Annotated in this window: 19 protein-coding genes and 1 riboswitch; of the genes, 12 read left to right on the top strand and 7 right to left on the bottom strand. The window is 66.1% G+C overall.

Going from position 1 to position 22,275, the window contains the following annotated elements:
- Positions 1–109: 109 nt before the first annotated feature.
- From L6D64_RS05075 to L6D64_RS05030, 10 genes are all read left to right on the top strand, one after another.
- On the top strand, positions 110–1,276 hold the full coding sequence (locus L6D64_RS05075; RefSeq protein WP_176508950.1) for an acetyltransferase domain-containing protein: 1,167 nt from the start codon (positions 110–112) through the stop codon (positions 1,274–1,276).
- Between the two features lie 28 nt (positions 1,277–1,304).
- Positions 1,305–1,504, top strand: a riboswitch (cobalamin riboswitch).
- Between the two features lie 109 nt (positions 1,505–1,613).
- Positions 1,614–2,624, top strand: a complete 1,011-nt coding sequence (locus L6D64_RS05070; protein ID WP_176508951.1) for an ABC transporter substrate-binding protein — start codon at positions 1,614–1,616, stop codon at positions 2,622–2,624.
- Positions 2,621–3,637 carry a FecCD family ABC transporter permease gene (locus L6D64_RS05065; protein WP_176508952.1) on the top strand — a complete coding sequence of 339 codons (1,017 nt, stop codon included), beginning with the start codon at positions 2,621–2,623 and terminating at the stop codon, positions 3,635–3,637. The genes L6D64_RS05070 and L6D64_RS05065 overlap by 4 nt, the downstream gene beginning before the upstream one ends.
- Positions 3,634–4,422: an ABC transporter ATP-binding protein gene (locus L6D64_RS05060; RefSeq protein ID WP_176508953.1), complete on the top strand. Its 789-nt coding sequence runs from the start codon at positions 3,634–3,636 to the stop codon at positions 4,420–4,422. Before L6D64_RS05065 ends, L6D64_RS05060 begins: the two co-directional genes overlap by 4 nt.
- 17 nt (positions 4,423–4,439) lie before the next feature.
- Positions 4,440–5,789: an OprD family porin gene (locus L6D64_RS05055; protein ID WP_176508954.1), complete on the top strand. Its 1,350-nt coding sequence runs from the start codon at positions 4,440–4,442 to the stop codon at positions 5,787–5,789.
- Between the two features lie 57 nt (positions 5,790–5,846).
- On the top strand, positions 5,847–6,326 hold the full coding sequence (locus tag L6D64_RS05050) for a hypothetical protein (RefSeq protein WP_176508955.1): 480 nt from the start codon (positions 5,847–5,849) through the stop codon (positions 6,324–6,326).
- Positions 6,327–6,515: 189 nt separating this feature from the next.
- Positions 6,516–7,535 carry a UV DNA damage repair endonuclease UvsE gene (uvsE, locus tag L6D64_RS05045; RefSeq protein ID WP_176508956.1) on the top strand — a complete coding sequence of 340 codons (1,020 nt, stop codon included), beginning with the start codon at positions 6,516–6,518 and terminating at the stop codon, positions 7,533–7,535.
- A 141-nt stretch (positions 7,536–7,676) separates the two neighbouring features.
- Positions 7,677–8,453 carry a ParA family protein gene (locus L6D64_RS05040; protein ID WP_176508957.1) on the top strand — a complete coding sequence of 259 codons (777 nt, stop codon included), beginning with the start codon at positions 7,677–7,679 and terminating at the stop codon, positions 8,451–8,453.
- Between the two features lie 64 nt (positions 8,454–8,517).
- The gene (locus L6D64_RS05035; protein ID WP_176508958.1) at positions 8,518–8,928 is read left to right on the top strand and encodes a DUF2946 family protein; all 411 of its coding nucleotides are present in this window, start codon (positions 8,518–8,520) and stop codon (positions 8,926–8,928) included.
- Positions 8,929–8,996: 68 nt separating this feature from the next.
- A complete protein-coding gene (locus L6D64_RS05030) occupies positions 8,997–11,147 on the top strand; it encodes a TonB-dependent receptor (RefSeq protein ID WP_176508959.1) in 2,151 nt (716 codons plus the stop codon).
- Between the two features lie 28 nt (positions 11,148–11,175).
- Here L6D64_RS05030 and L6D64_RS05025 read toward each other — a convergent pair whose 3' ends face one another.
- From L6D64_RS05025 to L6D64_RS05010, 4 genes are read right to left on the bottom strand one after another with little or no spacing between them, the layout of a single operon-like run.
- The gene (locus L6D64_RS05025; RefSeq protein ID WP_176508960.1) at positions 11,176–11,910 is read right to left on the bottom strand and encodes an amino acid ABC transporter ATP-binding protein; all 735 of its coding nucleotides are present in this window, start codon (positions 11,908–11,910) and stop codon (positions 11,176–11,178) included.
- Positions 11,897–12,547, bottom strand: a complete 651-nt coding sequence (locus L6D64_RS05020) for an amino acid ABC transporter permease (RefSeq protein ID WP_176509028.1) — start codon at positions 12,545–12,547, stop codon at positions 11,897–11,899. The genes L6D64_RS05025 and L6D64_RS05020 overlap by 14 nt, the downstream gene beginning before the upstream one ends.
- Complete coding sequence (locus L6D64_RS05015) at positions 12,544–13,209, bottom strand: amino acid ABC transporter permease (protein ID WP_054886392.1); 666 nt, start codon at positions 13,207–13,209, stop codon at positions 12,544–12,546. The genes L6D64_RS05020 and L6D64_RS05015 overlap by 4 nt, the downstream gene beginning before the upstream one ends.
- Before the next feature lie 22 nt (positions 13,210–13,231).
- On the bottom strand, positions 13,232–14,017 hold the full coding sequence (locus L6D64_RS05010) for a transporter substrate-binding domain-containing protein (protein WP_176508961.1): 786 nt from the start codon (positions 14,015–14,017) through the stop codon (positions 13,232–13,234).
- A 277-nt stretch (positions 14,018–14,294) separates the two neighbouring features.
- On the opposite strand from L6D64_RS05010, the gene L6D64_RS05005 reads away from it, so the two are divergent.
- Together L6D64_RS05005 and L6D64_RS05000 are read left to right on the top strand one after the other, a co-directional pair.
- On the top strand, positions 14,295–14,984 hold the full coding sequence (locus L6D64_RS05005; RefSeq protein ID WP_176508962.1) for a FadR/GntR family transcriptional regulator: 690 nt from the start codon (positions 14,295–14,297) through the stop codon (positions 14,982–14,984).
- Between the two features lie 156 nt (positions 14,985–15,140).
- Complete coding sequence (locus L6D64_RS05000; RefSeq protein ID WP_176508963.1) at positions 15,141–16,475, top strand: MFS transporter; 1,335 nt, start codon at positions 15,141–15,143, stop codon at positions 16,473–16,475.
- A 41-nt stretch (positions 16,476–16,516) separates the two neighbouring features.
- Here the strand turns inward: L6D64_RS05000 and L6D64_RS04995 are convergent, their stop codons facing one another.
- Genes L6D64_RS04995 through L6D64_RS04985 form a run of 3 tightly spaced genes read right to left on the bottom strand, consistent with a single transcriptional unit; the run spans position 16,517 to position 22,128 of the window.
- On the bottom strand, positions 16,517–19,654 hold the full coding sequence (locus L6D64_RS04995; RefSeq protein ID WP_176508964.1) for an efflux RND transporter permease subunit: 3,138 nt from the start codon (positions 19,652–19,654) through the stop codon (positions 16,517–16,519).
- A gap of 16 nt (positions 19,655–19,670) precedes the next feature.
- A complete protein-coding gene (locus L6D64_RS04990) occupies positions 19,671–20,882 on the bottom strand; it encodes an efflux RND transporter periplasmic adaptor subunit (protein ID WP_176508965.1) in 1,212 nt (403 codons plus the stop codon).
- Complete coding sequence (locus tag L6D64_RS04985; protein WP_176508966.1) at positions 20,875–22,128, bottom strand: TolC family protein; 1,254 nt, start codon at positions 22,126–22,128, stop codon at positions 20,875–20,877. Before L6D64_RS04985 ends, L6D64_RS04990 begins: the two co-directional genes overlap by 8 nt.
- Positions 22,129–22,275: the final 147 nt, after the last annotated feature.

Raw genomic sequence — 22,275 nt, 5'->3', positions numbered from 1 at the left:
CCCGCGAAGAGGCCGGTACAGGTAATACAAAAACCGCTTTCAGAAGCAAATAAAAAAGTTATAAGATAACGTTTCATTTGACATTCATTCCTGACTGCGACCCCTTTCCATGACCAGCGCCTCAGCCACCCCCACCCTGCTCACCCAGCGCCTGCAGAGCATCGATGCCCTGCGCGGCCTGGTGATCCTGTTCATGCTCCTCGACCACGTGCGTGAAACCTTTTTCCTGCACCGCCAGGTCATCGACCCGATGGCCATCGATGCCACCGACCCGTCGCTGTTCGCCAGCCGCACCCTGGCTCACCTGTGCGCGCCGGTGTTCGTCCTGCTCACCGGCCTGTCGGCCTGGCTGTATGGCGAGAAGTACCAGGGTCGTAGCGACGTCTCGGCGTTCCTGTTCAAGCGTGGGCTGTTCCTGGTGGTGCTGGAATTCACCCTGGTCAACTTCGCCTGGACCTTCCAGCTGCCGCCGAGCGTGGTCTACATGCAGGTGATCTGGGCGATCGGCGTGAGCATGATCGCCCTGTCGCTGCTGGTGTGGCTGCCGCGTCCGGCCCTGCTGGCCGTGGGCGCGCTGATCATCGCCGGCCACAACCTGCTCGATGGCCTGCACTTCGACGCGCAATCGGCCCTGCATGTGCCGTGGGCGATCCTGCATGACCGCGGCTGGCTGGAGGTCTCGGAGAACCTGCGCCTGCGCACCTCCTACCCGGTGCTGCCGTGGATCGGCGTGATCGCGCTGGGCTTCGGCCTCGGCCCGTGGTTCGCCCGTGGCAGCGACGCCGACGAGCGCCAGCACCGTCTGCTGATGGCCGGCGCCATCGCCCTGCTCGGCTTCATGGTGCTGCGCCTCTACAACGGCTACGGCGAGGCGCCGTGGAGCGGCTACCCGACCATCACCCAGACGCTGATGAGCTTCTTCAACATCACCAAATACCCGCCCTCGCTGCTGTTCCTGGCCTTGACCCTGGGTTGCGGCCTACTGTTGCTGCGCGCCTTCGAGCGCGCCGGGCTCGCCCGCTGGATCAGCGCCCTGGCGGTGTTCGGCGCAGCGCCGATGTTCTTCTACCTGCTGCACCTGTACGTGCTCAAGCTGCTGTACCTGGCCTGCGTGGCGCTGTTCGGCCTCAACCAGGGCGACTACTTCGGCTTCGACACCATCGGCGCGGTGTGGCTGGCCTCGCTGCTGCTGGCGGCGGCACTGTACCTGCCGGTGCGCTGGTTTGCCCGGCTCAAGGCGCGCCGGCGCGACATCCACTGGCTGAAGTACTTCTGATTTGGCGTTTCACCTGGCGGCCGGATGGTCTACCATGCCGCCCGCCGGTTTCCACCACGGAATTAATAGGGAATCCCGGGCCCGCCCAACCCGGCGTGCCAATCGGAACTGCCCCCGCAACTGTAGGTGCCGAGCCTGCTCCATCGATGCCACTGGACCTGATCCGGGAAGGCCGGAGCCAGGCGAGGACGCACCAGTCAGGAGACCTGCCGGCATACATTCACCAACCGGCGGGGTGTCCGGGATGGCCATCCGTGTTGCCCCTGCACGTGCAGGGCTGCGGCGATGCCTGTCCGTGCGTTCCTCACCAGAACTGTCCGACAGGAGATCGCCCAGCATGCTGCCCCGTATCGCCACCTTGCTCGCCGGCCTGAGCCTCACCGGCCTGGCTCAGGCCGCGGCCACCCTTTACCCGCTGACCGTCGACAACTGCGGCGCGCCGCAGACCTTCGCCCAGGCGCCTGAGCGTGCGGTCACCATCGGCCAGGCCGGCACCGAGATGTTTTACGCGCTGGGCCTGGGCGACAAGCTGGCCGGCACCTCTTTGTGGTTCAACAATGTGTTGCCCGAATACCAGGCACTGAACGACAAGGTGCCGCGCCTGGCCGACAACGAGCCCAGCTTCGAAGCTGTGGTCGGCAAGCGCCCGCAACTGGTGACGGTGCAGTTCGAGTGGATGGTCGGCGCCCAGGGCGCGGTCGCCACCCGTGAACAGTTCCGCGAACTGAACATCGCCACCTACCTGCTGCCCTCGGACTGTGAAGGCAAGGACAACCTGGTCGGCGCCGACGGCACCCGCCTGCAGGCATTCCAGGTCGACAGCCTCTACAAGAGCATCAGCCAGCTGGCCGAGATCTTCGATGTACAGGACCGCGGTGCCGCGCTCAATGCCGACCTCAAGGCACGCCTGGAGGGTGCCCGGCAGCAACTGGCCGGCAAGGACCTGTCGCAGACTTCGGCGCTGTTCTGGTTCTCCAGCGCCGACCTCGGCATCGACCCTTATGTTGCGGGCCGCCAGGGCGTAGCCGACTTCATGCTGCGCACCCTGGGCGTGCGCAACGTGGTCGAGTCGACCGAGGAATGGCCGACCGTAGGCTGGGAAACCCTGGCCAAGGCCAACCCGACCTGGCTGATCATCGCGCGCATGGACCGCCGCCGCTACCCCGCCGACGATTACCGGAAAAAGCTCGAATTCCTCCGCCACGACCCGGTGACGAAGCAGATGGATGCGGTAAAGAACAACCGCATCATCATCCTCGACGCCGACGCCATGCAGGCCGGCATCCGCCTGTTCCCCGGCCTGCAGACCTTGTCCGCAGCCTTCGCCAGCGGTAAAGCGGCACCATGATGAAAGCTCTGCCCTACAGCGCCCTGGCCCTGCTGGCCTTGCTCGCGGCCGTGCTGGCCGGTACGGCCATCGGCGAAACCAACCTGCCGCCACAGGTGGTCTACCAGGTGCTGGCCAACCACCTGTGGCAGGCCGGCTATCCGGTCGACCCGATCGACGCCGGCATCGTCTGGAACTACCGCCTGACCCGCGCCCTGGTCGCCGCCGCTTGCGGGGCGGGGCTGGCGACCTGTGGGGTGATCCTCCAGGCGCTGCTGCGCAACCCGCTGGCCGAGCCCTACCTGCTCGGGCTGTCGGCCGGCGCATCGACGGGTGCGGTGCTGGTTGGCCTGCTGGGCCTGGGCAGCGTCGCCCTGAGCATGTCCGGCGGCGCCTTCATTGGTGCCCTGGCGGCCTTTTTGCTGGTGCTGGTGCTGGCCCGTGCGGCCGGGCCGAGCAACAACCACACGCAGGTCATCCTCGCCGGTATCGCCGGCTCCCAGCTGTTCACCGCCCTTACCGCTTTGCTCATCACCAAGTCGGCCACCGCCGAACAGGCACGCGGCATCCTGTTCTGGCTGCTGGGCAACCTCAGTGGCGTGCGCTGGCCGTCGGTGTGGCAGGCATTGCCCGTGGCGCTGTTCGGCCTGGCGGTGTGCCTGTGGCACCGCCGGGCGCTGGATGCCTTCACCTTCGGCGCCGACTCGGCAGCTTCGCTGGGCATCGCCGTGCGCCGCACGCAATGGCTGCTGATCAGCTGCGCGGCGCTGGTAACGGCGGTGATGGTGTCGATCGTCGGCGCCATCGGTTTCGTCGGCCTGGTCATCCCCCACGCCCTGCGCCTGCTGCTCGGCCCCGGCCATAGCCACCTGCTGCCGGCCAGCGCGCTGGGCGGCGCGTTGTTCCTGATTGCCGCCGATGTGCTGTCGCGCACGCTGATCGGCGGCCAGGTGATCCCGGTCGGCGTGGTCACCGCATTGATCGGCGCGCCCGTGTTCGCCCTGATCCTGCTCAGCCGCCGGGGGCGCCCATGAACGTCATGAACAGCGCGCACGTCGCGCCACTCGCCTGCCGCGGGCTGGGCCTGCAACTGTCAGGCAACCCCGTGCTGAGCAACATCGACCTCAGCGTGGCGGCCGGTGAAACCCTGGGCATCGTCGGCCCCAACGGTTCAGGCAAATCGTCCCTGCTCAAATTGCTGGCCGGGCTGCGCACGCCGAGCAGCGGCACCGTGCAGCTGCTCGGCGAGCCCCTGGCGCGCCTGCCGCGCCGGCGCGTCGCCCAGGCGTTGGCGCTGGTCGAACAACAGGCCGACACCCTCGACGCGATCAGCGTGTTCGACGCCGTCGCCCTGGGGCGCACGCCCTGGCTGTCGGCGCTGGCACCGTTTTCCCGCGAAGACCGGGCCCTGGTCGAACAGGCCCTGGCCGACCTCGACGCCACGCACCTGCGTGAACGGGCCTGGCGTTCGCTGTCCGGCGGCGAACGCCAGCGCGTGCACATCGCCCGCGCCCTGGCCCAGCGCCCGCAGGTACTGCTGCTCGACGAGCCGACCAACCACCTCGACATCCAGCACCAGTTGAGCCTGCTGCATCAGGTGCAGGCGTTGCCGGTGACCACCCTGGTGGCCCTGCACGACCTCAACCAGGCGCTGACCTGCGACCGTGTGGCAGTGCTCGACCAAGGCCGCCTGGTGGCCCTTGGCAAGCCGCTGCAGGTGCTGACCCCCGAGCGCCTGCTGAGCACCTTTGGCGTGCACGCCCACTACCTCACCGACCCCTTCGACGGCGCACGCATCCTGCGTTTCCGCGCCCCCTGAACCAGGACGTTCCCGCCATGTTGTTGCGCCCCGCCGCTGTGCTTTTGTCCCTGCCACTGGCAGGCTTGGCCCCATTTGCCTTCGCGGACTCGGCGCAGTCCCACAGCAGCGGTTTCGTCGAAGACAGCAGCTGGAGCATCCTCAACCGGACGGTCTACGACCAGCGTGACTACAAGCACGGCGGGCGTAACAGCGGCGCGCGCAATGCCTACAAGCCACGCAGCGAACGTAACGGCCTGGCCGAGGAATGGGCCTACGGCCTGATGGGCACGTACCAGTCCGGTTTCACCCAGGGCCTGATCGGCGTCGGCGTCGATGCCCACGCCTATCAGGGCGTGCAGCTCGACAGCGGTGGCGGCCGTGCCGGCAAGGCACGCCTGCTGAGCCTGGACAACGACGGCCAGCCCAAGAACGCCTACAGCCGGGGCGGCGCGGCGCTGAAGCTGCGGGTATCGAACACCATGCTGTCCTGGGGCGAACAGCGGGTGAAGACGCCGGTGTTCAGCTCCTCCGACAGCCGCCTGCTGCCCGAAACCGCCACGGGCCTGTTCCTGACCAGCAGCGAGATCGACACCCTCAAGCTGGTCGCCGGCCACTTCAACGAAAGCACCGACCGCAACGCCTCCAGCCACGACCAGGGCTTCGTGGTGAACTACTCCGACGGCCGCCAGGGCAACAGCTTCGACCTCGCCGGCCTGGTGTGGAACCCCGGCGCTGCCTTCAGTGGTAGCCTGTACACCTCACGCTATGCAGACACCTGGAACCAGCACTACCTTGGCAGCACCTTCACCCAGGCCCTGGGCGACCGCCGCAGCCTGAGCCTGGACCTCAACCTGTACCGCACCACCGACGCCGGCAAGGCGCTGTCCGGTCGCATCGACAACACCACCTGGAGCCTGGTCTCACGCTACAACCAGGGCCCGCACAGCTACAGCCTCGGCTGGCAGCAAGTGGCTGGCAACACGCCGTTCGACTACGTCACGCGTGGGGCAATCTACATCGCCAATGCCGTGCAGATGTCCGACTTCAACGCACCGAACGAAAAGTCATGGCAGGCGCGCTATGACTTGAACATGGGTGGCTACGGCATGCCGGGGCTGAACCTGACTGCCCTGTATGTACGCGGTTTCGATATCGACGGCAGCCATGTCGACCCCAACGGCGGCTATGCGTACCTGGGTTATGGCAAAGGCGGCAAGCACTGGGAACGTGACCTCGAGGCACGCTATGTGGTGCAGAGCGGCAAGGCCAAGGGCACCACCTTCTCGCTGCGGCACAACGTGCACCGCGGCAACACGGCGCAGGCGGAGCTCGATGGCAATCAGATCCGCCTGGCAGTGGAATGGCCGTTGTCAGGCGGCTTCTGACAGCCACTGCGACACCGCTATAATCCCCCTCTCGGAACACCCGCCCAAGGCCACCCAATGCCCCGCATCCAGAAGTTGCTGCTCCCCCTGCTGCTCACTGCGGCCCTCGCCGCCTGCGACCAGAAGCCCACCCGCGAACAGCAGATCCTGGCCAACCTGCCGTTGCAGGAGGCCTACGACCACAATATCGAGCGCATGGCTGCACTGCTCACGCGCACCCACCCGCAGCTGGATGCGGCCACCATCAGCAACGTCCTGCGCAAACACCTCACCGTCGAGGACCAGCGCCAGGACCTGTACAAGCTGTATAGCGAAAAGAACTTCAGCGACGCTGAGTTCGCGACCATCGTCGCCGCCACCCGCGACCCGGCCAAGGCCAAGGCGCTGGAAGAGACCGAGGAAGGCAAGCGTTTGAGCGACAAGCTCACCGGCCTGATGCGCGAAACGGCGCGGGATGCGAACGTCCAGGCACTGGCTGAGCAGCGCATGCAGCAGGTCGAGGATGAACTGCAAGCGCTGGAAAAATCGGGCTCCTGAACCCGGATTGATACTTCGCCTGTTCCGGCCTCTTCGCCGGTAAACCCGCTCCTGCAGGGACCGCAAAAATCTTCAGAGCAACGCTATCCGTGTGGGAGCGGGTTTACCCGCGAAGAGGCCGGAACAGGCTTGAAGTGATCATTCTCCCAGCCACCGGTCCAACGAACATTCCTCCTCGGGAGACCGACCATGCCCCGCCTGGGCTTCGCCTGCATGTACCGCCACCCGCACCGCAGCCTGTCGGTGAAAGCGCTGGAAGCCATCGAGCGCACCTTCAATCCGCGCACCACCACGCTGCGCTGGCTGACCAGTGCCAGCGAAGAAACGGCCCGCGCCAAACTGCTGGAGCTGGTGCAGCACAACCTCGACGCCCAACTGCGCCTGCTGGCCTACGTCAGCGAATTGCCGCCGATGCTGCGCATGGTGCGCCTGAGTAGCGACCTGCTGCCGCTCTACAGCCACCCCAGCGTCGGGCCGCTCTATCGCGACAGCGAGTTCCAGGCCCTGATGGCCGAAGGCTTCGCCGCCATCGGCAAGCTGGCTCTGGAGCAGGATTTGCGCCTGTCATTTCACCCCGGCCAGTACTGTGTGCTCGGCTCGAACCGCCCCGAGGTGGTGGAAAACAGCCTGGCCGAATTCGAGTACCACGCCGACATGATCCGCCTGATGGGCTTCGGCCAGCGCTTCCAGGACTTCAAGTGCAATGTGCATATCGCCGGGCGCCTCGGCGCGGCCGGTGTGCGCCAGGTATGGCCCAGGTTGTCGCAGGTGGCACGCAACGTGATCACCTTCGAGAACGACGAGAAGACCTATGGCGTCGACGACTGCCTGGCACTGGCCGACCTTGCGCCCGTCGTGCTGGACATCCACCACTGCTGGATCCACGAGGGTGACTACATCGACCCGCACGATCCACGCGTGGCACGGATCATCGACAGTTGGCGCGGTGTGCGGCCGACCATGCACTACTCGCAACCGCCCGAGCACCTGCAAGCACTCGGCTTCGCGGCAGACGGCAAGCTGACCATCCCGCAGCTGCTGGAAAAGGTCAACAAACGCGACCTGTATGTGCACAGTGCGCAGATGTGGAACGACTGGACCAACCGCTACGCCCTGCAGTTCCTCGACCGCTTCGACATCATGTTCGAAGCCAAGGACAAGAACCTGGCGACCCTGGATTTCTACCGGCGCCATGTCGAGCGGGCTTGACCACCAGAACACCGCAGTAGAGCGCTTGCGGTTCGACAAAGATGAACTTAACTGATGTTTCAACACTTGTCATAAATCTGTCGTGTTTCAGTCATAGGATTGACCCCAACCTGACATTTTCACTTCATGGATGAGCGTCTCATGCGTCGTGTGGTTTTCAATCAGAAAGGTGGCGTGGGCAAGTCGAGCATCGCCTGCAACCTCGCCGCGGCCAGCGCCGCCGAGGGCTATCGCACATTGCTGGTCGACCTCGACCCGCAGGCCAACGCCACCTATTACCTCACCGGGCTGACCGACGACGCCATCCCTGCCGGTATCGCCGACTTCTTCCGCCAGACCCTCTCGCCGGCCACCGCCGCTGGCAAGAAGCACCGCGTGGCGATCACCGAAACCCGCTACGACAACCTGCACCTGGTGACCGCCAGCCCCGATCTCAGCGACCTGCAGAGCAAGCTGGAAAGCAAGTTCAAGATCAACAAGCTGCGCAAGCTGCTGGCCGAGCTGGGCGAGGACTACGAGCGGATCTACATCGACACCCCTCCTGCGCTGAACTTCTACACCTTCAGTGCCCTGGTGGCCGCCGAGCGCCTGCTGATCCCGTTCGACTGCGACAGCTTCTCGCGCCAGGCGCTGCTCAGCGTCATGGCCGAGGTCGAAGAGCTGCGTCAGGACCACAACCCGGCGCTGCAGGTGGAGGGCGTGGTGGTCAACCAGTTCGCCGGGCGCACTGCGCTGCACCAGACCCTGGTCGATCAGTTACGCGCCGAAGGCATGCCGGTGCTGCCGGTGTACCTGAGCAGTTCGATCAAGATGCGCGAGTCGCACCAGGTTTCGGTACCGTTGGTGCACATGGCGCCACGCCACAAGCTCGCGCAGGAATTCGTCGAACTGCTGGACGTGCTCGAACGCGCTGCCTGAGCTGCGACAACCTGTCACGGCCAGGCACTACCCCGCCATTCGTCCGGGTGATAGATTCGCCGCCATGAAAATCACCCGGCACACCCGCACCCTGACTGCCTGGACGCTCTATGCCAGCGTCCTGTTCAGCCTGTTGCTGTGTGGCCTGCACCACGGCCAGATGGGCGGCCTGCGCCTGGCCGGCCTGGAAGGCGGGTTCTGCTCGATCAACAGCGAGCACGGCGTGGCCATCGACCTCGACGGCGCCGGTAGCGACCCACACATGGCCCAGCTCGATTGCCCGGTGTGCTCCTCGTTCGGCCTGGCCGTGCCACTCGCCAGCGGTGGCTGGTCGTTCAGCCCGGCACAGGCCAAAGCCACTTCGCCCATCGTCGTGCGCAGCTGGGCGCAACCGCCGCCCCGTTACCAACGCCCTGCCCTCACACCCCGCGCTCCACCCGTCGTCCTCCCCGCAGCCGTTATTCAATTCGCCTGACTTCAGCCGGGCGCGCTTGCCTGCGCGCTCGCCGTCAGCCATGACCTTTGCGTGGACGACCCAACAACATGCTTCGCAATACCTCCCTGGTGCTCCTCATGGGCACCTGCACCTTCGCCTGGGCGGACGATGCCGCCGTCGAACTCAACGCCACCACCATCGACGGCGAGCGCGATGCGCCCTCCGGCGTGCAACTCGACCAGCCGATCAGCACCGGCTCGCGGCTGGGCCTGACGGCGCGGGAAACACCCGCCTCGGTGAGCGTTTCGGACCGGCGCATCATCGAGGAACGCGGCGCCAAGGACAGCCAGGACGTGATCAACGCCATGACCGGCGTCAACGCGTCGGCCAACCCGGGCTACGGCGGTTTCGTCAGCTACCGCGGCTTTACCCAGAACCAGGTGACCCAGCTGTTCAACGGCATCAACCTCGGCTACAGCAGCGCCACCCGGCCAGTGGACGCCTGGGTGCTGGACCGCGTCGAGCTGCTCGGCGGCCCGTCGTCGTTCCTGCATGGCGCAGGCGCAGTGGGCGGCTCGATCAACTACATCACCAAGACCGCCAGCCGTGACCAACAGATCATCGATGGCCGCGTGCGCCATGGCAGTTACGACGACTCGGAAGTGGCTTTCGGTATCAACCAGGCCCTGGCCAGCAACCCGGCCGATGCCCGCCATTTCATGCGCCTGGACTTCAGCCACACCGGCAGCAATGGCTACATCGACCGTAACCCGCGCAAGACCGACAGCCTGGCGGTTTCCCTGCTCAGCGACCTGACGCCCGACCTGACCCACACCCTGGCGCTGGAATATCAGGAGGACCGCGAAGACAGCCCCTACTGGGGCGCGCCGATCCTGCCGGGGCGCAGCACCCTGAAAATCGACAACAGCCGTCGCTTCGAGAACTACAACGTCGGCGATGGACGCTACGAGCAGCGCGTGCGCTGGCTGCGTTCGATGCTCGACTACCAGGTCAACGACAGCACCAGCCTGCACAACACCCTCTACCACTACAGCGCCCAGCGCGATTACCGCAACGTCGAGCGCTACAGTTACACCCGCGACGGCAATGTGCAGCGTGCCAGCCCCTACCTGCAGCGCCATGAACAGAGCGTGCTGGGCGAGCGCATCGAACTGCGCCACGACCACCCGCTGTTCGGCCTGGCCAGCCAGTGGTCGCTGGGGCTGGATTACTCGCACATGCGCCAGACCGTCTACCCGCAATCCGGGAGCTGGACCGATGTGGTCGATCCGGACCACTTCGATCCCGGCAGTTTCTACGATATCCCTGGGGTGAACGCCGGGCTGACCAAGCAGCGCCGGCACGTCACCAGCAACCGCGCCGTGTTCGCCGAGAACCGCCTGCAACTGACCGAGCGCCTGGCCCTGCTCACCGCCCTGCGTTACGACTACCTGGACATGGAAGTGACCAACTACGGCGCGGTGACACCGACCTCGCCAGCGTTCTTCGAACGGCGCTGGGAACCGCTGTCCGGGCGAATCGGCCTGACCTACGAGCTGACGCCGGCGGCCAGCCTCTACGCCCAGTACAGCACCGCCGCCGACCTGCCGGCCGGTTCGCTGGCGGCGGCCACCTACGCCAACGTCGGCACTTTCGACCTGTCCAAGGGTGAGCAATGGGAAGTGGGCAGCAAGTTCGACTTCCTCGAAGGGCGAGGCGCGGCGACCGTGGCCCTGTACCAGATCGTGCGCAAGGACTTTGCCGTGCGCGATTCGAGCAACCCCAACCTGACGGTCCAGGCCGGGCAGCAGACCTCACGCGGCATCGAGTTGTCCGGGCGGCTGCAAGTCACGCCGAAGCTGCTGGCCGAGGGCAATTACGCCTATGTCGACGCGCAGTACGACGCGTTCAACGAAGCGGTCAACGGCGTATCGGTGTCGCGCAAGGGCAATGCCCCGGTCAACGTGCCGGCCAATGTCGCCAACCTGTGGCTGACCTACAGCTTCACCTCGGCCTGGTCGGCGGGGGTGGATGCCCGCTATGTCGGCTCGGTGTACGCCGACAACGCCAACACCCTCAAGGCGCCGGCCTATACCTTGTTCGGCAGCTTTGCCCGCTACCGGCTGGATGAACACACCACCATTACCGGGCGGGTGCGCAACCTGACCGATGAGGTGTATGCCAAGCAGGCCTATGGACTGCAGTACTACATGGGGGCGCCGCGGACCTTCGAGGTGGCGGTGGACATGCGCTTCTGACCCCGGGTATGCGCCGTGGCGGGCGGGCCTAAGCCGACGCCACCGCGCCAATGAAATTGGCCAGTTCGGCCGTCTGCGGTGCGGCGAATACCTCGCGAGCGTTACCCATTTCATGCACCTTGCCGTGGTGCATGAACACCAGCTTGTCGCCCACTTCCCGGGCGAAACGCATTTCGTGGGTCACCATGATCAGGGTCATGCCCTCGCTGGCCAGTTGACGCACCACGCCCAGCACCTCATTGACCAGTTCAGGGTCGAGCGCCGAGGTGATCTCGTCGCACAGCAGCACCTTGGGTGACATTGCCAGTGCCCTGGCAATGGCCACGCGCTGCTGCTGGCCGCCAGAAAGCCGGTCGGGGAAGGCATCGAACTTCTCCGCCAGGCCCACCCGTGCCAGCATCTGTTCGGCCAGTTGGCGTGCTTCGCTGCGGCTGGCCTTCTTCACCACCTGCGGCGCAAGCATCACATTCTCGCCGACGCTCAGGTGCGGAAACAGATTGAACTGCTGGAACACCATGCCCACCTTCTGGCGCAAGGCGCGCAGGTCGGCGCGGCTGGCGTCGAGGTATTCGCCGTCGACTTCGATCACGCCGTCGCTGATCGACTCCAGGCCATTGAGGGTGCGCAGCAAGGTGCTCTTGCCCGAGCCGCTGCGGCCGATGATGGCCACCACCTCGCCCTCCTCGATGCTCAGGTCGACGCCCTTGAGCACGTGGTTGTCGCCATAGTACTTGTGCAGTGCAGACACTCTAAGCAGGGGCATGCAGCCTCCTTTCCAGGTAACGGGCGCTCAGCGAGAGCGGATAGCAGAGAACGAAGTAACCCAGCGCGACCAGGCCGTAGACCATGAACGGCTCGAAGGTGGCGTTGGCCAGCATGCCGCCGGTCTTGGTCAGCTCGGTAAAGCCGATGATCGAGGTCACTGCCGTGCCCTTGACCACCTGCACCGAGAAGCCCACGGTCGGGGCGACGGCAATGCGCAGTGCCTGCGGCAGGATGACGTGACGCAGTTGCTCCAGGCGGCTCAGCGCCAGGCTGCCGGAGGCCTCCCACTGGCCACGCGGGATGGCTTCGACGCAACCGCGCCAGATTTCGGCGAGAAAGGCGCTGGTGAACAGGGTCAAGGCAATGGCCGCTGCCATCCAGGCCGACACATCGAGGCCGAACAGGGCAATGCCGAAGAACACCATGAACAGCTGCATCAACAGCGGCGTGCCCTGGAACAGCTCGATGTAGCCCCGCGCCAGGCCGCGCCACAGCGGCTGCTCGGAGAGCCGCCCGACCAGCACCAACAGCCCGGCCAGGCCACCGCAGACGAAGGCCACCAACGACAGCAGCAAGGTCCACTGCAGGCCGACCAGCAGGTTGCGCAGGATGTCCCAGAAGGTGAAGTCCATCAGCGTCTCCCCATCAGCAGGCGCTGCCCCAGCCAGGCCAGCGACTGGCGCAGGAGAATGGCCATCAGCAGGTACAACGCGGTGGTTAGCAAGTACGTTTCGAACGCGCGGAAGTTGCGCGACTGGATGAAGTTGGCAGCGAACGACAGCTCCTCGGTGGCGATCTGCGAACACACCGCCGAGCCGAGCATGACGATCACGATCTGGCTGGACAGTGCCGGCCAGACCTTGGCCAGCGCTGGTCGCAGCACCACATGGCGGAACGCCTCGAAGCGGTTCATGGCCAAGGCCGCAGCAGCCTCCAGCTGCCCCTTGGGGATGGCCTGGATACCTGCACGGATGATCTCCGTGGAATAGGCGCCCAGGTTGACCACCATGGCCAGCACCGCCGCCTGCCATTCGCTCAGGCGAATGCCCAGCGCGGGCAGGCCGAAGAAGATGAAGAACAGCTGGACGATGAAGGGTGTGTTGCGGATCAGCTCCACATAGAGGCCGAACAGCGTGTCGAACGGCCGCACGTGCCAGGCGCGCACACCGGCACCCAGCACGCCGATGGCCACGCCCAGCAAGGTGCCGACCGCCGTCAGCTGCAGGGTGAACCAGGCGCCCTTGAGCAGCAGGTCGGCCTGGGCCAACACAGGAGCGAAATCGAATTCATAGGCCATGGTGACAGGCTCCAGGCGCCGCTCAGAGGTCAGCCGGCAGCGGCTGTTTCAACCATTTTTCCGCGTTGCGGTTCAGGCTGCCGTCCGCCTTGGCGGCCTCCAGCGTGGCGTTGACCTTGTCCATCAGCGCTGGCTCGTTCTTGGCCATCCCCACGTAGACCGGCGAATCCTTGAGCTTGACCTTGACCACCGGCACCTTGGCCGGGTTTTTCTCGGCGATCGCCGCCATCACCACGCTGCCACTGGCGATCAGCTCGACCTGCCCGGAGAGGTAGGCGGCGATGGTCGAGTTGTTGTCCTCGAAGCGCTTGATCACCGCGCCCTTGGGCGCCACGGCGCTGAGTTCCATGTCTTCGATCGAGCCGCGGGTGACGCTGATGGTTTTGCCGGCGATCGCGTCGATTCCGGCGATGGCCACGTCGGCCGGGCCGAACACGGCCAGGTAGAACGGTGCGTAGGGGCGGGAGAAATCGATGACGGCGGCACGCTCGGGGTTCTTGCCCAGGCTGGAGATCACCAGGTCGACCTTGCCGGTGGTCAGAAACGGAATGCGATTGGTGCTATTGACCGGCGTCAGCGCCAGTTTCACGCCAAGCTTGTCGGCCAGTAGCTGGGCGGTGTCGATGTCCAGGCCACGAGGCTTGAGGTCGGGGCCGACCGAACCGAAAGGCGGGAAGTCTTGCGGCACCGCCACTTTGAGCACGCCACGGGCGCTGATGTCGGCCAGCGCATCGGCCTGCGCGCCTGGCAACGCCAGGGCGCCGCCGCAGAACAGAGTGGCCAGGAACAGGGGGCGGAATATCTTCATCGGATGGCCTCGCAAGCATTCAGGAAGTGGACTGCCGCCAGGGCAGTGCACGGGCCATGCCAGAGTGCGCCCGGGCACATCACGAAGCGGTGGAAAGCGCGCACTGAACGGTCTTACTGGTCTGAACAGTTGCCCGTCGGCCGCCCGCGTCGCCGAGGGCACGCCCCGCTTTCGTGCAGCCGGGCACTACGCTGCGCCAGGGCGGAGCAGCACTTGCCAGCGCAAGGCAATCGCCGTAAAAAGCCAAAGTCATCGCCCTCCGACCGGTCTGAACAGCATGCTCGATACCCTCCCCCGCGCCGTCCCCGAACAGGCCCTGCAAGGCATTCGCAAGCTGATCGACGATGGCACCTATCAACCCGGCGATGCCTTGCCCTCGCAACGTGACCTTGCCGAGCAGCTGGGGGTAAGCCGGGCATCGCTGCGTGAAGCGCTGTCGTCGCTCAGTGCCCTGGGCCTGGTCAGCGTGCAACCGGGCAAGGGTGTGTTCGTGCAAGCGCCGGTGCCTGCAGCCTCGACGTTTGCCTGGCCTTATGCCGAGCAGGTGTCCGCCAGTGACACCTTCCAGTTGCGTTACGCCCTGGAAGGCTTCGCCGCCGGGCAGGCGGCACTGGCCCTGACCGCAGATGACATCGATCGCCTGGAGGAAAATGTCGAGGCGATGCACCAGGAGTTGCGCGCGGGACGCTTCGAAGCCGCGGCCCGGCTGGACTTCGCGTTCCACCAGCGGTTGCTGCAAGCCTGCGGCAACCAGGCGATGCTGCAAGTGATCACGGCGAGCCAGGAGATCTTCCTCGAGAGCCAGAAGCTGCCCTTCATTCGCCCGGAACGCGCCCTGGAAACCTGGCAGGAGCACCGCAAGATTCTCCGCGCCCTGAGCCGCCGCTCGCAGGCCGCCGCGCAGAAGGCGATGCAGGAGCACATCCGCAACGCGGCCTCGCGCACCGGCGTGGTGTTTACGGTGTAGCGCCGGCCCGTTGCGGTCGTAACAGGCATCCCGATGTCGCCCTGAACGATGCGCCCGCCCCCGCTGACCCGGTCTACTGGCCCTTGATAACAACGATGGCGCGCCTGAGCGCGCCACATTCATCCAGGCTGCCTATGGAAACCGGAGAGCTTCCGTATGTCTGCATCGCATGAGGTATCCCCCGCCACCCTGCGCAGGGTCATCGCCGCTTCGGCCATCGGCAACTTCGTCGAGTGGTTCGACTTCGCCGTCTATGGCTTCCTCGCCACGCTGATTGCCGGGCAGTTCTTCGCCAGCGAAGATGCCAGCGTCGCCTTGCTCAAGACCTTCGCCGTGTTTGCCGTGGCCTTCGCCTTGCGCCCGCTGGGCGGTATCGTGTTCGGTGCACTGGGCGACCGCCTGGGGCGCAAGCGCATCCTGTCGCTGACCATCCTGCTGATGGCCGGCTCCACCACCTTGATCGGTCTGCTGCCGACCTATGCCAGCATCGGCCTTGCCGCGCCGGCACTGCTGACCCTGGCGCGCTGCCTGCAAGGCTTCTCGGCCGGCGGCGAATATGCCGGCGCCTGCGCCTACCTGATGGAACATGCGCCACGCAACAGGCGTGCGTTCTACGGCAGCTTCGTGCCTGTGTCGACCTTCTCGGCCTTTGCCTGCGCGGCGGTCATCGCCTATGGCCTGGAGGCGAGCCTGTCGGCCGAAGCCATGACCGCCTGGGGCTGGCGCATCCCGTTCCTGGTGGCCGCGCCCCTGGGCCTGGTGGGCTTGTACCTGCGCTGGCGCATGGAGGAAACCCCGGCGTTTCGCGAGGCCGTCGCCCAAGGCAAGGAACATGAACATTCACCGCTCAAGGAAACCCTGCGCAACCACGGCCGGGCGATCCGCAACCTGGGCATGTTCATTTCGCTGACAGCGCTGTCGTTCTACATGTTCACCACCTACTTCGCCACCTACCTGCAACTGGTGGGCAACCTGACCCGCGCCCAGTCGCTGCTGGTGACCACCGTGGCGCTGCTGTTCGCTGCAGTCGGTTGCCCGCTGGCCGGGGCCTTCTCGGACCGGGTCGGGCGGCGCAAAACCATTGGCTTCACCTGCCTGTGGGTGATGGTCTGCGTATTCCCCGCTTACTGGCTGGCCAGTTCCGGGTCGATGTCGGGGGCACTGCTGGGGGTTATCCTGCTGGCGGTGGGGGCGCTGTGCAGTGGCGTGGTGACCGCGGCCCTGCTGTCGGAGAGCTTCCCGACGCGGACCCGCTACACCGCTTCGGCGATTACCTACAACGTGGCCTACACCGTGTTTGGCGGTACTGCGCCGCTGGTGGCGACCTGGCTGATCGGGCAGACCGGCAGCAGCCTGGCGCCGGCGTTCTACCTGGTGGTGATCGCGCTGGTGGCGCTGGTGGGGGGATTGGCGTTGCCGGAGACTTCGCGGATCTCGCTGCATGATGAAGCAGGGGGCGATGTACGCCCTGCGGCCCGCGCTTCGAGCTGAGGCCTTCGTCGCGAAAGGGCCGCAAAGCGGCCCTGGCGATTTCAATCCTCTTCGCGTCTGTATGCCCATTGATACAAGGCCGGCAACACCAGCAAGGTCAACGCCGTCGACGACAGAATCCCGCCAATCACCACCGTCGCCAGCGGCCGCTGAACCTCGGCGCCGGTCCCGGTAGCCAAGGCCATCGGAATGAACCCCAGCGACGCCACCAAGGCGGTCATCAGCACCGGCCGCAAGCGCGTCAACGCCCCCTCCTCGACCGCCGCCCGCACACCACGCCCTTGCTCGCGCAGGTTGCGGATGAAGGCAATCATCACCAGGCCATTGAGCACCGCCACACCCGACAAGGCAATGAAACCCACCCCGGCAGAAATCGACAGCGGAATCTCGCGAAGCCACAGCGCCAGCACCCCGCCGGTCAAGGCAAACGGAATCCCGGTGAACACCAGCAGGCCGTCCTTGAGGTTGTTGAACATCATCAGCAGCAAAGCCATCACCAGCAACAGCGCTACCGGCACCACCACCCGCAAGCGCTCGGCCGCCGACTGCAGCTGCTCGAACTGGCCGCCCCAGCGGGTCCAGTAACCCGGCGGGATCTGCACCTGCGCAAGCAACGTCTGTTCGGCCTGTTCGACGAACGAACCCAGGTCGCGCCCACGCACGTTGGCGCTGACCACCACCACGCGCTTGCCATCTTCGCGGCTGACCTGATTCGGCCCCAACTGCAGGTTCAACGTGGCCACCTGCGACAGCGTGATGAAGCCGATCCGCGCCGCGCCGGCCGCCGCGCTGGCGGGTACCGGAATCAGCAGGCTGCCCAGGCCATCGACATCGGTCCGCAGGGTTTCGGGCAGGCGCACCACCATGTCGAAGCGGCGATCGCCCTGGTACACCGTGCCCGCCGTGCGCCCGCCGACGGCGATGGCGATGGCGTCCTGCACGTCGCCCACATTCAGGCCATGGCGGGCAGCCTTGTCGCGATCGATATCAATGGTCAGCACCGGCAGGCCGGTGGTCTGCTCGACCTTCACCTCCGAGGCGCCAGGTACCTGTTGCAGGCTGCTGGCGATCTGCGCGGCGGTGCGGTTGAGCACGTCCATGTCATCCCCGAACACCTTCACCGCCACATCGCTGCGCACGCCGGAGATCAGCTCGTTGAAGCGCAACTGGATCGGCTGCGACAGCTCGTAGTTGCTGCCCGGCACGCTGGCAGCAGCGCGCTGCACCTCGGCAATCAGTTCCGCACGGGGCTTGCCGGGGTTCGCCCACTGCTCGCGCGGGCGCAGCATCACGTAGGCATCGGAGATGTTCGGCGGCATCGGGTCGGAGGCGATCTCGGCGGTGCCGGTGCGGGCAAACACCCGCTGCACTTCCGGCACCTGGGCGATGATGGCCCGCTCCAGGCGCTGCTGCATGTCCACCGACTGCGACAGGCTGGTGCCTGGCACACGCAGCGCCTGCAAGGCAAAATCACCTTCGCTGAGGCTGGGGATGAACTCGCTGCCCAGGCGGCTGGCCATGACCCCGGACAGCAGCACCAGCCCGGCGGCGGTGGTGAACGCCAGCTTGCGCCGGCCCAGCACCCAGTTGAGCACCGGTGCATAGCGCAGGCGGGCGGTGCGCATGAGCACGCCCTCTTCCTCCTTGACCTTGCCGGTGACGAACAGCGCGATAGCGGCCGGCACGAAGGTCACCGAAAGGATCATGGCACCCAGCAGCGCCATCACCACGGTGAAGGCCATCGGGTGGAACATCTTGCCCTCGACCCCGGTCAGGGCAAAGATCGGCAGGTACACCACCATGATGATCAACTGCCCGTAGATCAGCGGCCGGCGCGCCTCACGGGCGGCGGCGAACACCTCGTGGAAGCGTTCGCCACGGGTCAGCATGCGGCCATGGCGCTGCTGCGCATGGGCCAGGCGGCGGATGGCGTTTTCAACGATCACCACCGCACCATCGACGATGATGCCGAAGTCCAGGGCGCCGAGGCTCATCAGGTTGGCACTGACCTTGTTGCTGAACATGCCGGTGAAGGTGAACAGCATCGACAGCGGGATGACCATGGCAGTGATCAACGCAGCGCGGATGTTGCCCAGGAACAGGAACAGCACGGCAATCACCAGGATCGCGCCTTCGACCAGGTTCTTCTTCACCGTGGCGATGGCCTTTTCGACCAGGTGGGTGCGGTCATAGACCGGGACCGCGACCACGCCCTTGGGCAGGTTGCGGTTGATCTCGGCGAGCTTGGCCGCCACCGCCTGGGACACCGTGCGGCTGTTCTCGCCGATCAGCATGAACACCGTGCCCAGCACCACTTCGCGGCCGTTTTCGGTGGCCGCGCCGGCGCGCAGCTCCTTGCCCAGGCCGACCTGGGCAACATGGCTGACGCGGATGGGCGTGCCATCGACAGTGGAAATGACGATGTTGGCGATGTCTTCGGCCGAGGCCACCTGCCCCGGCGCACGAATCAGCAGCTGCTCACCGTTGCGCTCGATGTAGCCGGCACCCACGTTGGCGTTGTTTCGCTCCAGCGCCGCGATCAGGTCGTTGAGGGTGAGCGTGTAGGCTGCCAGGCGCTTCGGGTCGGGGGCGATCAGGTACTGCTTGGCGTGGCCGCCGATGCTGTTGACCTCGGCGACGCCGGGCACGTTGCGCAACTGCGGCTTGATGATCCAGTCCTGGATCACCCGCAGGTCAGTCGCCGTGTAAGGCGTGCCGTCGTCCTTGAGCGCACCCTGCTCGGCCTCCACCGTCCACAGGAAGATTTCCCCCAGCCCCGTGGAGATCGGCCCCATGCCGGCCTCGATGCCTTCGGGCAACTGCTCGCGAGCGACCTGCAGGCGCTCGTTGACCAGTTGCCGGGCGAAGAACAGATCGGTGCCATCGTCAAAGATCACCGTTACCTGCGACAACCCCGAGCGCGACAGCGAGCGGGTCTGTTTCAGGCCCGGCAGGCCTGCCATGGCGGTCTCGATGGCGAAGGTGATGCGCTGCTCGGTCTCCAGCGGCGAATAGCCCGGCGCGGCAGTGTTGACCTGCACCTGGACGTTGGTGATATCCGGCACCGCATCGATCGGCAGTTTCTGGTAGCTGTGGATACCCACGGCAGCCATCAGCACCACGGCGAGCATCACCACCAGGCGCTGCTCGATGGCGAATTGGATCAGGCGTTCGAACATGCAAGCATCCCCGCAATCAATGGCTGTGCTCAGCAGAGGCTTTGCCGAGCTCGGACTTGAGGACGAAGCTGCCGGCAGCAGCCACCTGGGTCCCGGCGGCCAGGCCTGAGGTGATCTCTACCTGGCCGGCGTCGCGGCGGCCGGTGGTCACCGGGCGGGCCTGGAAACCTTCGTCGGTGCGGGCGAACACCACGGTCTGCTGCTCCCAGCTCTGCAATGCGCTTTCGGGGACGACGACGGCCGCCTTGAAGCGCTCGACATTGACCCCGATGTTGACCAACAGCCCCGGGCGCCAGGCACCGCTGGGGTTGGCCAGGGTGACGCGCACGGTGGCGGCGCGGTTCTGCTCGCCGAGCAGGCTGCCGACGTAGTTGACCGTGCCTTCGACTTCGGCACCCAGGTCCGGCGCACTGACGGTCACGCTGCGCCCAGTGGTGACCCTCGCCAGTTCGCGGGGGGCAACAGCGAAGGTCGCCCACACGCGGCTGAGGTCGGACAGGGTGAAGGCGTTGCTGGTCTCGTCGACCACTTCGCCTACGGTCAGGTGCTTCTCCACCACCACCGCATCGAACGGGGCACGCAACTCGTAGCGGTTACCGGCTCCGGCCGGGCCGACGGCGGCCACCTTCTGCCGGGCATTGGCCAGGGCAATCTCGGCCTCTTGCAAGGCCTGGCGCGCCTGCAGGTAATCCTGCTCGGCGCTGATGCGCTCCTGCCACAGCTGCTGCTCGCGCTGGAAAGTCAGGCGCGCCAGTTCAAGGCGGCGCTGTGCGGCCTGCTGCTCGCTGCGCAAGTCGGAGATCTGCTGGCTGGCGATCACCGCCAGCACCTGGCCGCGCCTGACCGACTGGCCGAGCTCGGCCTGCACCGCTTCGACCACGCCCGGCACCCGTGGCACCACATGGGCCGTGCGGTCTTCATCGAAACGGATCTCGCCGGGGAAGCTGATGGCGCTACCCAGTTCGCGTGGGCCGGCGGTGGTCAGCTGGATGCCGGCCGACGCGATCTGGGCAGTCGACAGGTGCAGTGCGCCTTCCTTTTCCTGATGCGCTTCACCCGCTTCATCAGCGTGACCGTGGCTGTCTTCACCATGGTCGTCGTGGCGGGGCTCTGCTGGACTGGTTTGGCCTATGCTGGCCTGGCCAAGGTGGCCGGTCCAGGCCAAGCCACCCATGCCGAGAATGGCAATGGCAGCGGCCAGGAGGGCGAATTTGCGGGGGTTAGTCATTGTTGCTCCTGCTGCTCGAAATGTTGCTCAAACCGTCCAGATCGCCGTAGATCCGTTCGACCTGTGCCCGTGCATCGGTTGCCGCGGCCAAGGCCTCGAGGTACAGCCCGCGCGCGTCGATCAAGGTGCGCTGGGCGTCGAGCACGTCGAGGAAAGCGAACTTGCCCATTTCGAAACCACGGGTAGCGGTGTCCACAGCCTGCTGCGCCGACGGCAGGATGGTGTGGTCGTAGGCCTGCACCTCCTGCATCGCCGTGCGCCACTGATCAACGGCGCTGCGGGTTTCGCTGCGCAGGCGCAGTTCGACCGCGTTGCGCAGATCGCGTGCCTGGTCGGCGCGGCGGGCGGCGGCCAGCACGTTGCCCTGGTTACGGTCGAACAACGGCAAGGGCATCGACAGGCCGACCACGTTGACCCGCTCGCGGTCCTCGCGGCTGTACTGGCTGCCGACGCTGACGGTGAGGTTGGGAATGCGCAGGGCCTTTTCCGAGCCCAACGATGCTTCGCCGCGCTCGACCTGGGCCGCGGCCAGGCGCCATTCGGCGGTCCGCTCGAGCTGGCCGAGCAAGGCATCGGCGGAAGGTGCAGCGCCGGGCGACAGGCTGGTCGTCGACAACGTATCGAAAGTCGCCAGCGGGCTGCCGGTCAACCGCGCCAGGGCCTGATATGCCACCGTGCGCTGGGTTTCGGCGCGACGCACCTCGGCCTCGGCCTGGGCCAGTTGAACCTGGGCACGGGTGACCTCCACCGGTGACGACTGGCCGGCCGTGACCCGGCCCTGGACTACCCGCAGGCCACGCTCGGTCAGCGCTTGCGACTGCCGCGCCAGTTCCACCCCGGTCTGCGCACGCAGGGCAGCGTGATACGCCTGGACCACATCGGCGCGCAGGCTATTGCGCTGGCGTTCGAGGTCAAGCTGGGCAATGGCCTGGCCGGCACCGGCCACTGCGACGCGCGCACCGCGCTTGCCGCCCAGTTCCAGTGGCTGGCTGAGCGTGACGGTGCTGGTGCGGGTCGCGCGCCGGGTGTCTTCCATTTCCCAGGCCAGTTCAGGGTTGGGGATCAACCCGGCCTGGCGCCGCTCGCCCTCGGCAATGCCGATTTCGCGACCGGCTGCAGCCAGCTCAGGGTTGTTGGCAAAGGCGGCGCTCAACGCCTCGGGCAGGCTCATGCCTGGCCCGGCCTGGGCGCTGGCAGTGGCCGCCAGCAACAGGCCGAGCAAGGCGATCTTGCGGGGGGTGGGCACTTCGAGAGTCCTCGTCGACAAGCGTTGGCGAAGGACTGTAAGGAGGGCTGGTTATCGAGGCGGTGGCGCGAACATTACAATTCTGTCACCCGCTGGCTGTGCAGACGGTTCGATAATCGCCCACTTTGCCCCTCCTGCGACACCTGA

It is taken from the genome of Pseudomonas urethralis (assembly GCF_021602465.1).
GTDB lineage: Bacteria > Pseudomonadota > Gammaproteobacteria > Pseudomonadales > Pseudomonadaceae > Aquipseudomonas > Aquipseudomonas vlassakiae.
This window is presented reverse-complemented; position numbering and strand designations above follow the sequence as displayed.

What these genes read in the sequence shown, in the direction of transcription:
- L6D64_RS05075 (WP_176508950.1), top strand. Translation starts at nt 110, where the DNA reads ATGACCAGCGCCTCAGCCACCCCCACCCTGCTCACCCAGCGCCTGCAG.
- L6D64_RS05070 (WP_176508951.1), top strand. Translation starts at nt 1,614, where the DNA reads ATGCTGCCCCGTATCGCCACCTTGCTCGCCGGCCTGAGCCTCACCGGC.
- L6D64_RS05065 (WP_176508952.1), top strand. Translation starts at nt 2,621, where the DNA reads ATGATGAAAGCTCTGCCCTACAGCGCCCTGGCCCTGCTGGCCTTGCTC.
- L6D64_RS05060 (WP_176508953.1), top strand. Translation starts at nt 3,634, where the DNA reads ATGAACGTCATGAACAGCGCGCACGTCGCGCCACTCGCCTGCCGCGGG.
- L6D64_RS05055 (WP_176508954.1), top strand. Translation starts at nt 4,440, where the DNA reads ATGTTGTTGCGCCCCGCCGCTGTGCTTTTGTCCCTGCCACTGGCAGGC.
- L6D64_RS05050 (WP_176508955.1), top strand. Translation starts at nt 5,847, where the DNA reads ATGCCCCGCATCCAGAAGTTGCTGCTCCCCCTGCTGCTCACTGCGGCC.
- uvsE (WP_176508956.1), top strand. Translation starts at nt 6,516, where the DNA reads ATGCCCCGCCTGGGCTTCGCCTGCATGTACCGCCACCCGCACCGCAGC.
- L6D64_RS05040 (WP_176508957.1), top strand. Translation starts at nt 7,677, where the DNA reads ATGCGTCGTGTGGTTTTCAATCAGAAAGGTGGCGTGGGCAAGTCGAGC.
- L6D64_RS05035 (WP_176508958.1), top strand. Translation starts at nt 8,518, where the DNA reads ATGAAAATCACCCGGCACACCCGCACCCTGACTGCCTGGACGCTCTAT.
- L6D64_RS05030 (WP_176508959.1), top strand. Translation starts at nt 8,997, where the DNA reads ATGCTTCGCAATACCTCCCTGGTGCTCCTCATGGGCACCTGCACCTTC.
- L6D64_RS05025 (WP_176508960.1), bottom strand. Translation starts at nt 11,910, where the DNA reads ATGCCCCTGCTTAGAGTGTCTGCACTGCACAAGTACTATGGCGACAAC.
- L6D64_RS05015 (WP_054886392.1), bottom strand. Translation starts at nt 13,209, where the DNA reads ATGGCCTATGAATTCGATTTCGCTCCTGTGTTGGCCCAGGCCGACCTG.
- L6D64_RS05010 (WP_176508961.1), bottom strand. Translation starts at nt 14,017, where the DNA reads ATGAAGATATTCCGCCCCCTGTTCCTGGCCACTCTGTTCTGCGGCGGC.
- L6D64_RS05005 (WP_176508962.1), top strand. Translation starts at nt 14,295, where the DNA reads ATGCTCGATACCCTCCCCCGCGCCGTCCCCGAACAGGCCCTGCAAGGC.
- L6D64_RS05000 (WP_176508963.1), top strand. Translation starts at nt 15,141, where the DNA reads ATGTCTGCATCGCATGAGGTATCCCCCGCCACCCTGCGCAGGGTCATC.
- L6D64_RS04995 (WP_176508964.1), bottom strand. Translation starts at nt 19,654, where the DNA reads ATGTTCGAACGCCTGATCCAATTCGCCATCGAGCAGCGCCTGGTGGTG.
- L6D64_RS04990 (WP_176508965.1), bottom strand. Translation starts at nt 20,882, where the DNA reads ATGACTAACCCCCGCAAATTCGCCCTCCTGGCCGCTGCCATTGCCATT.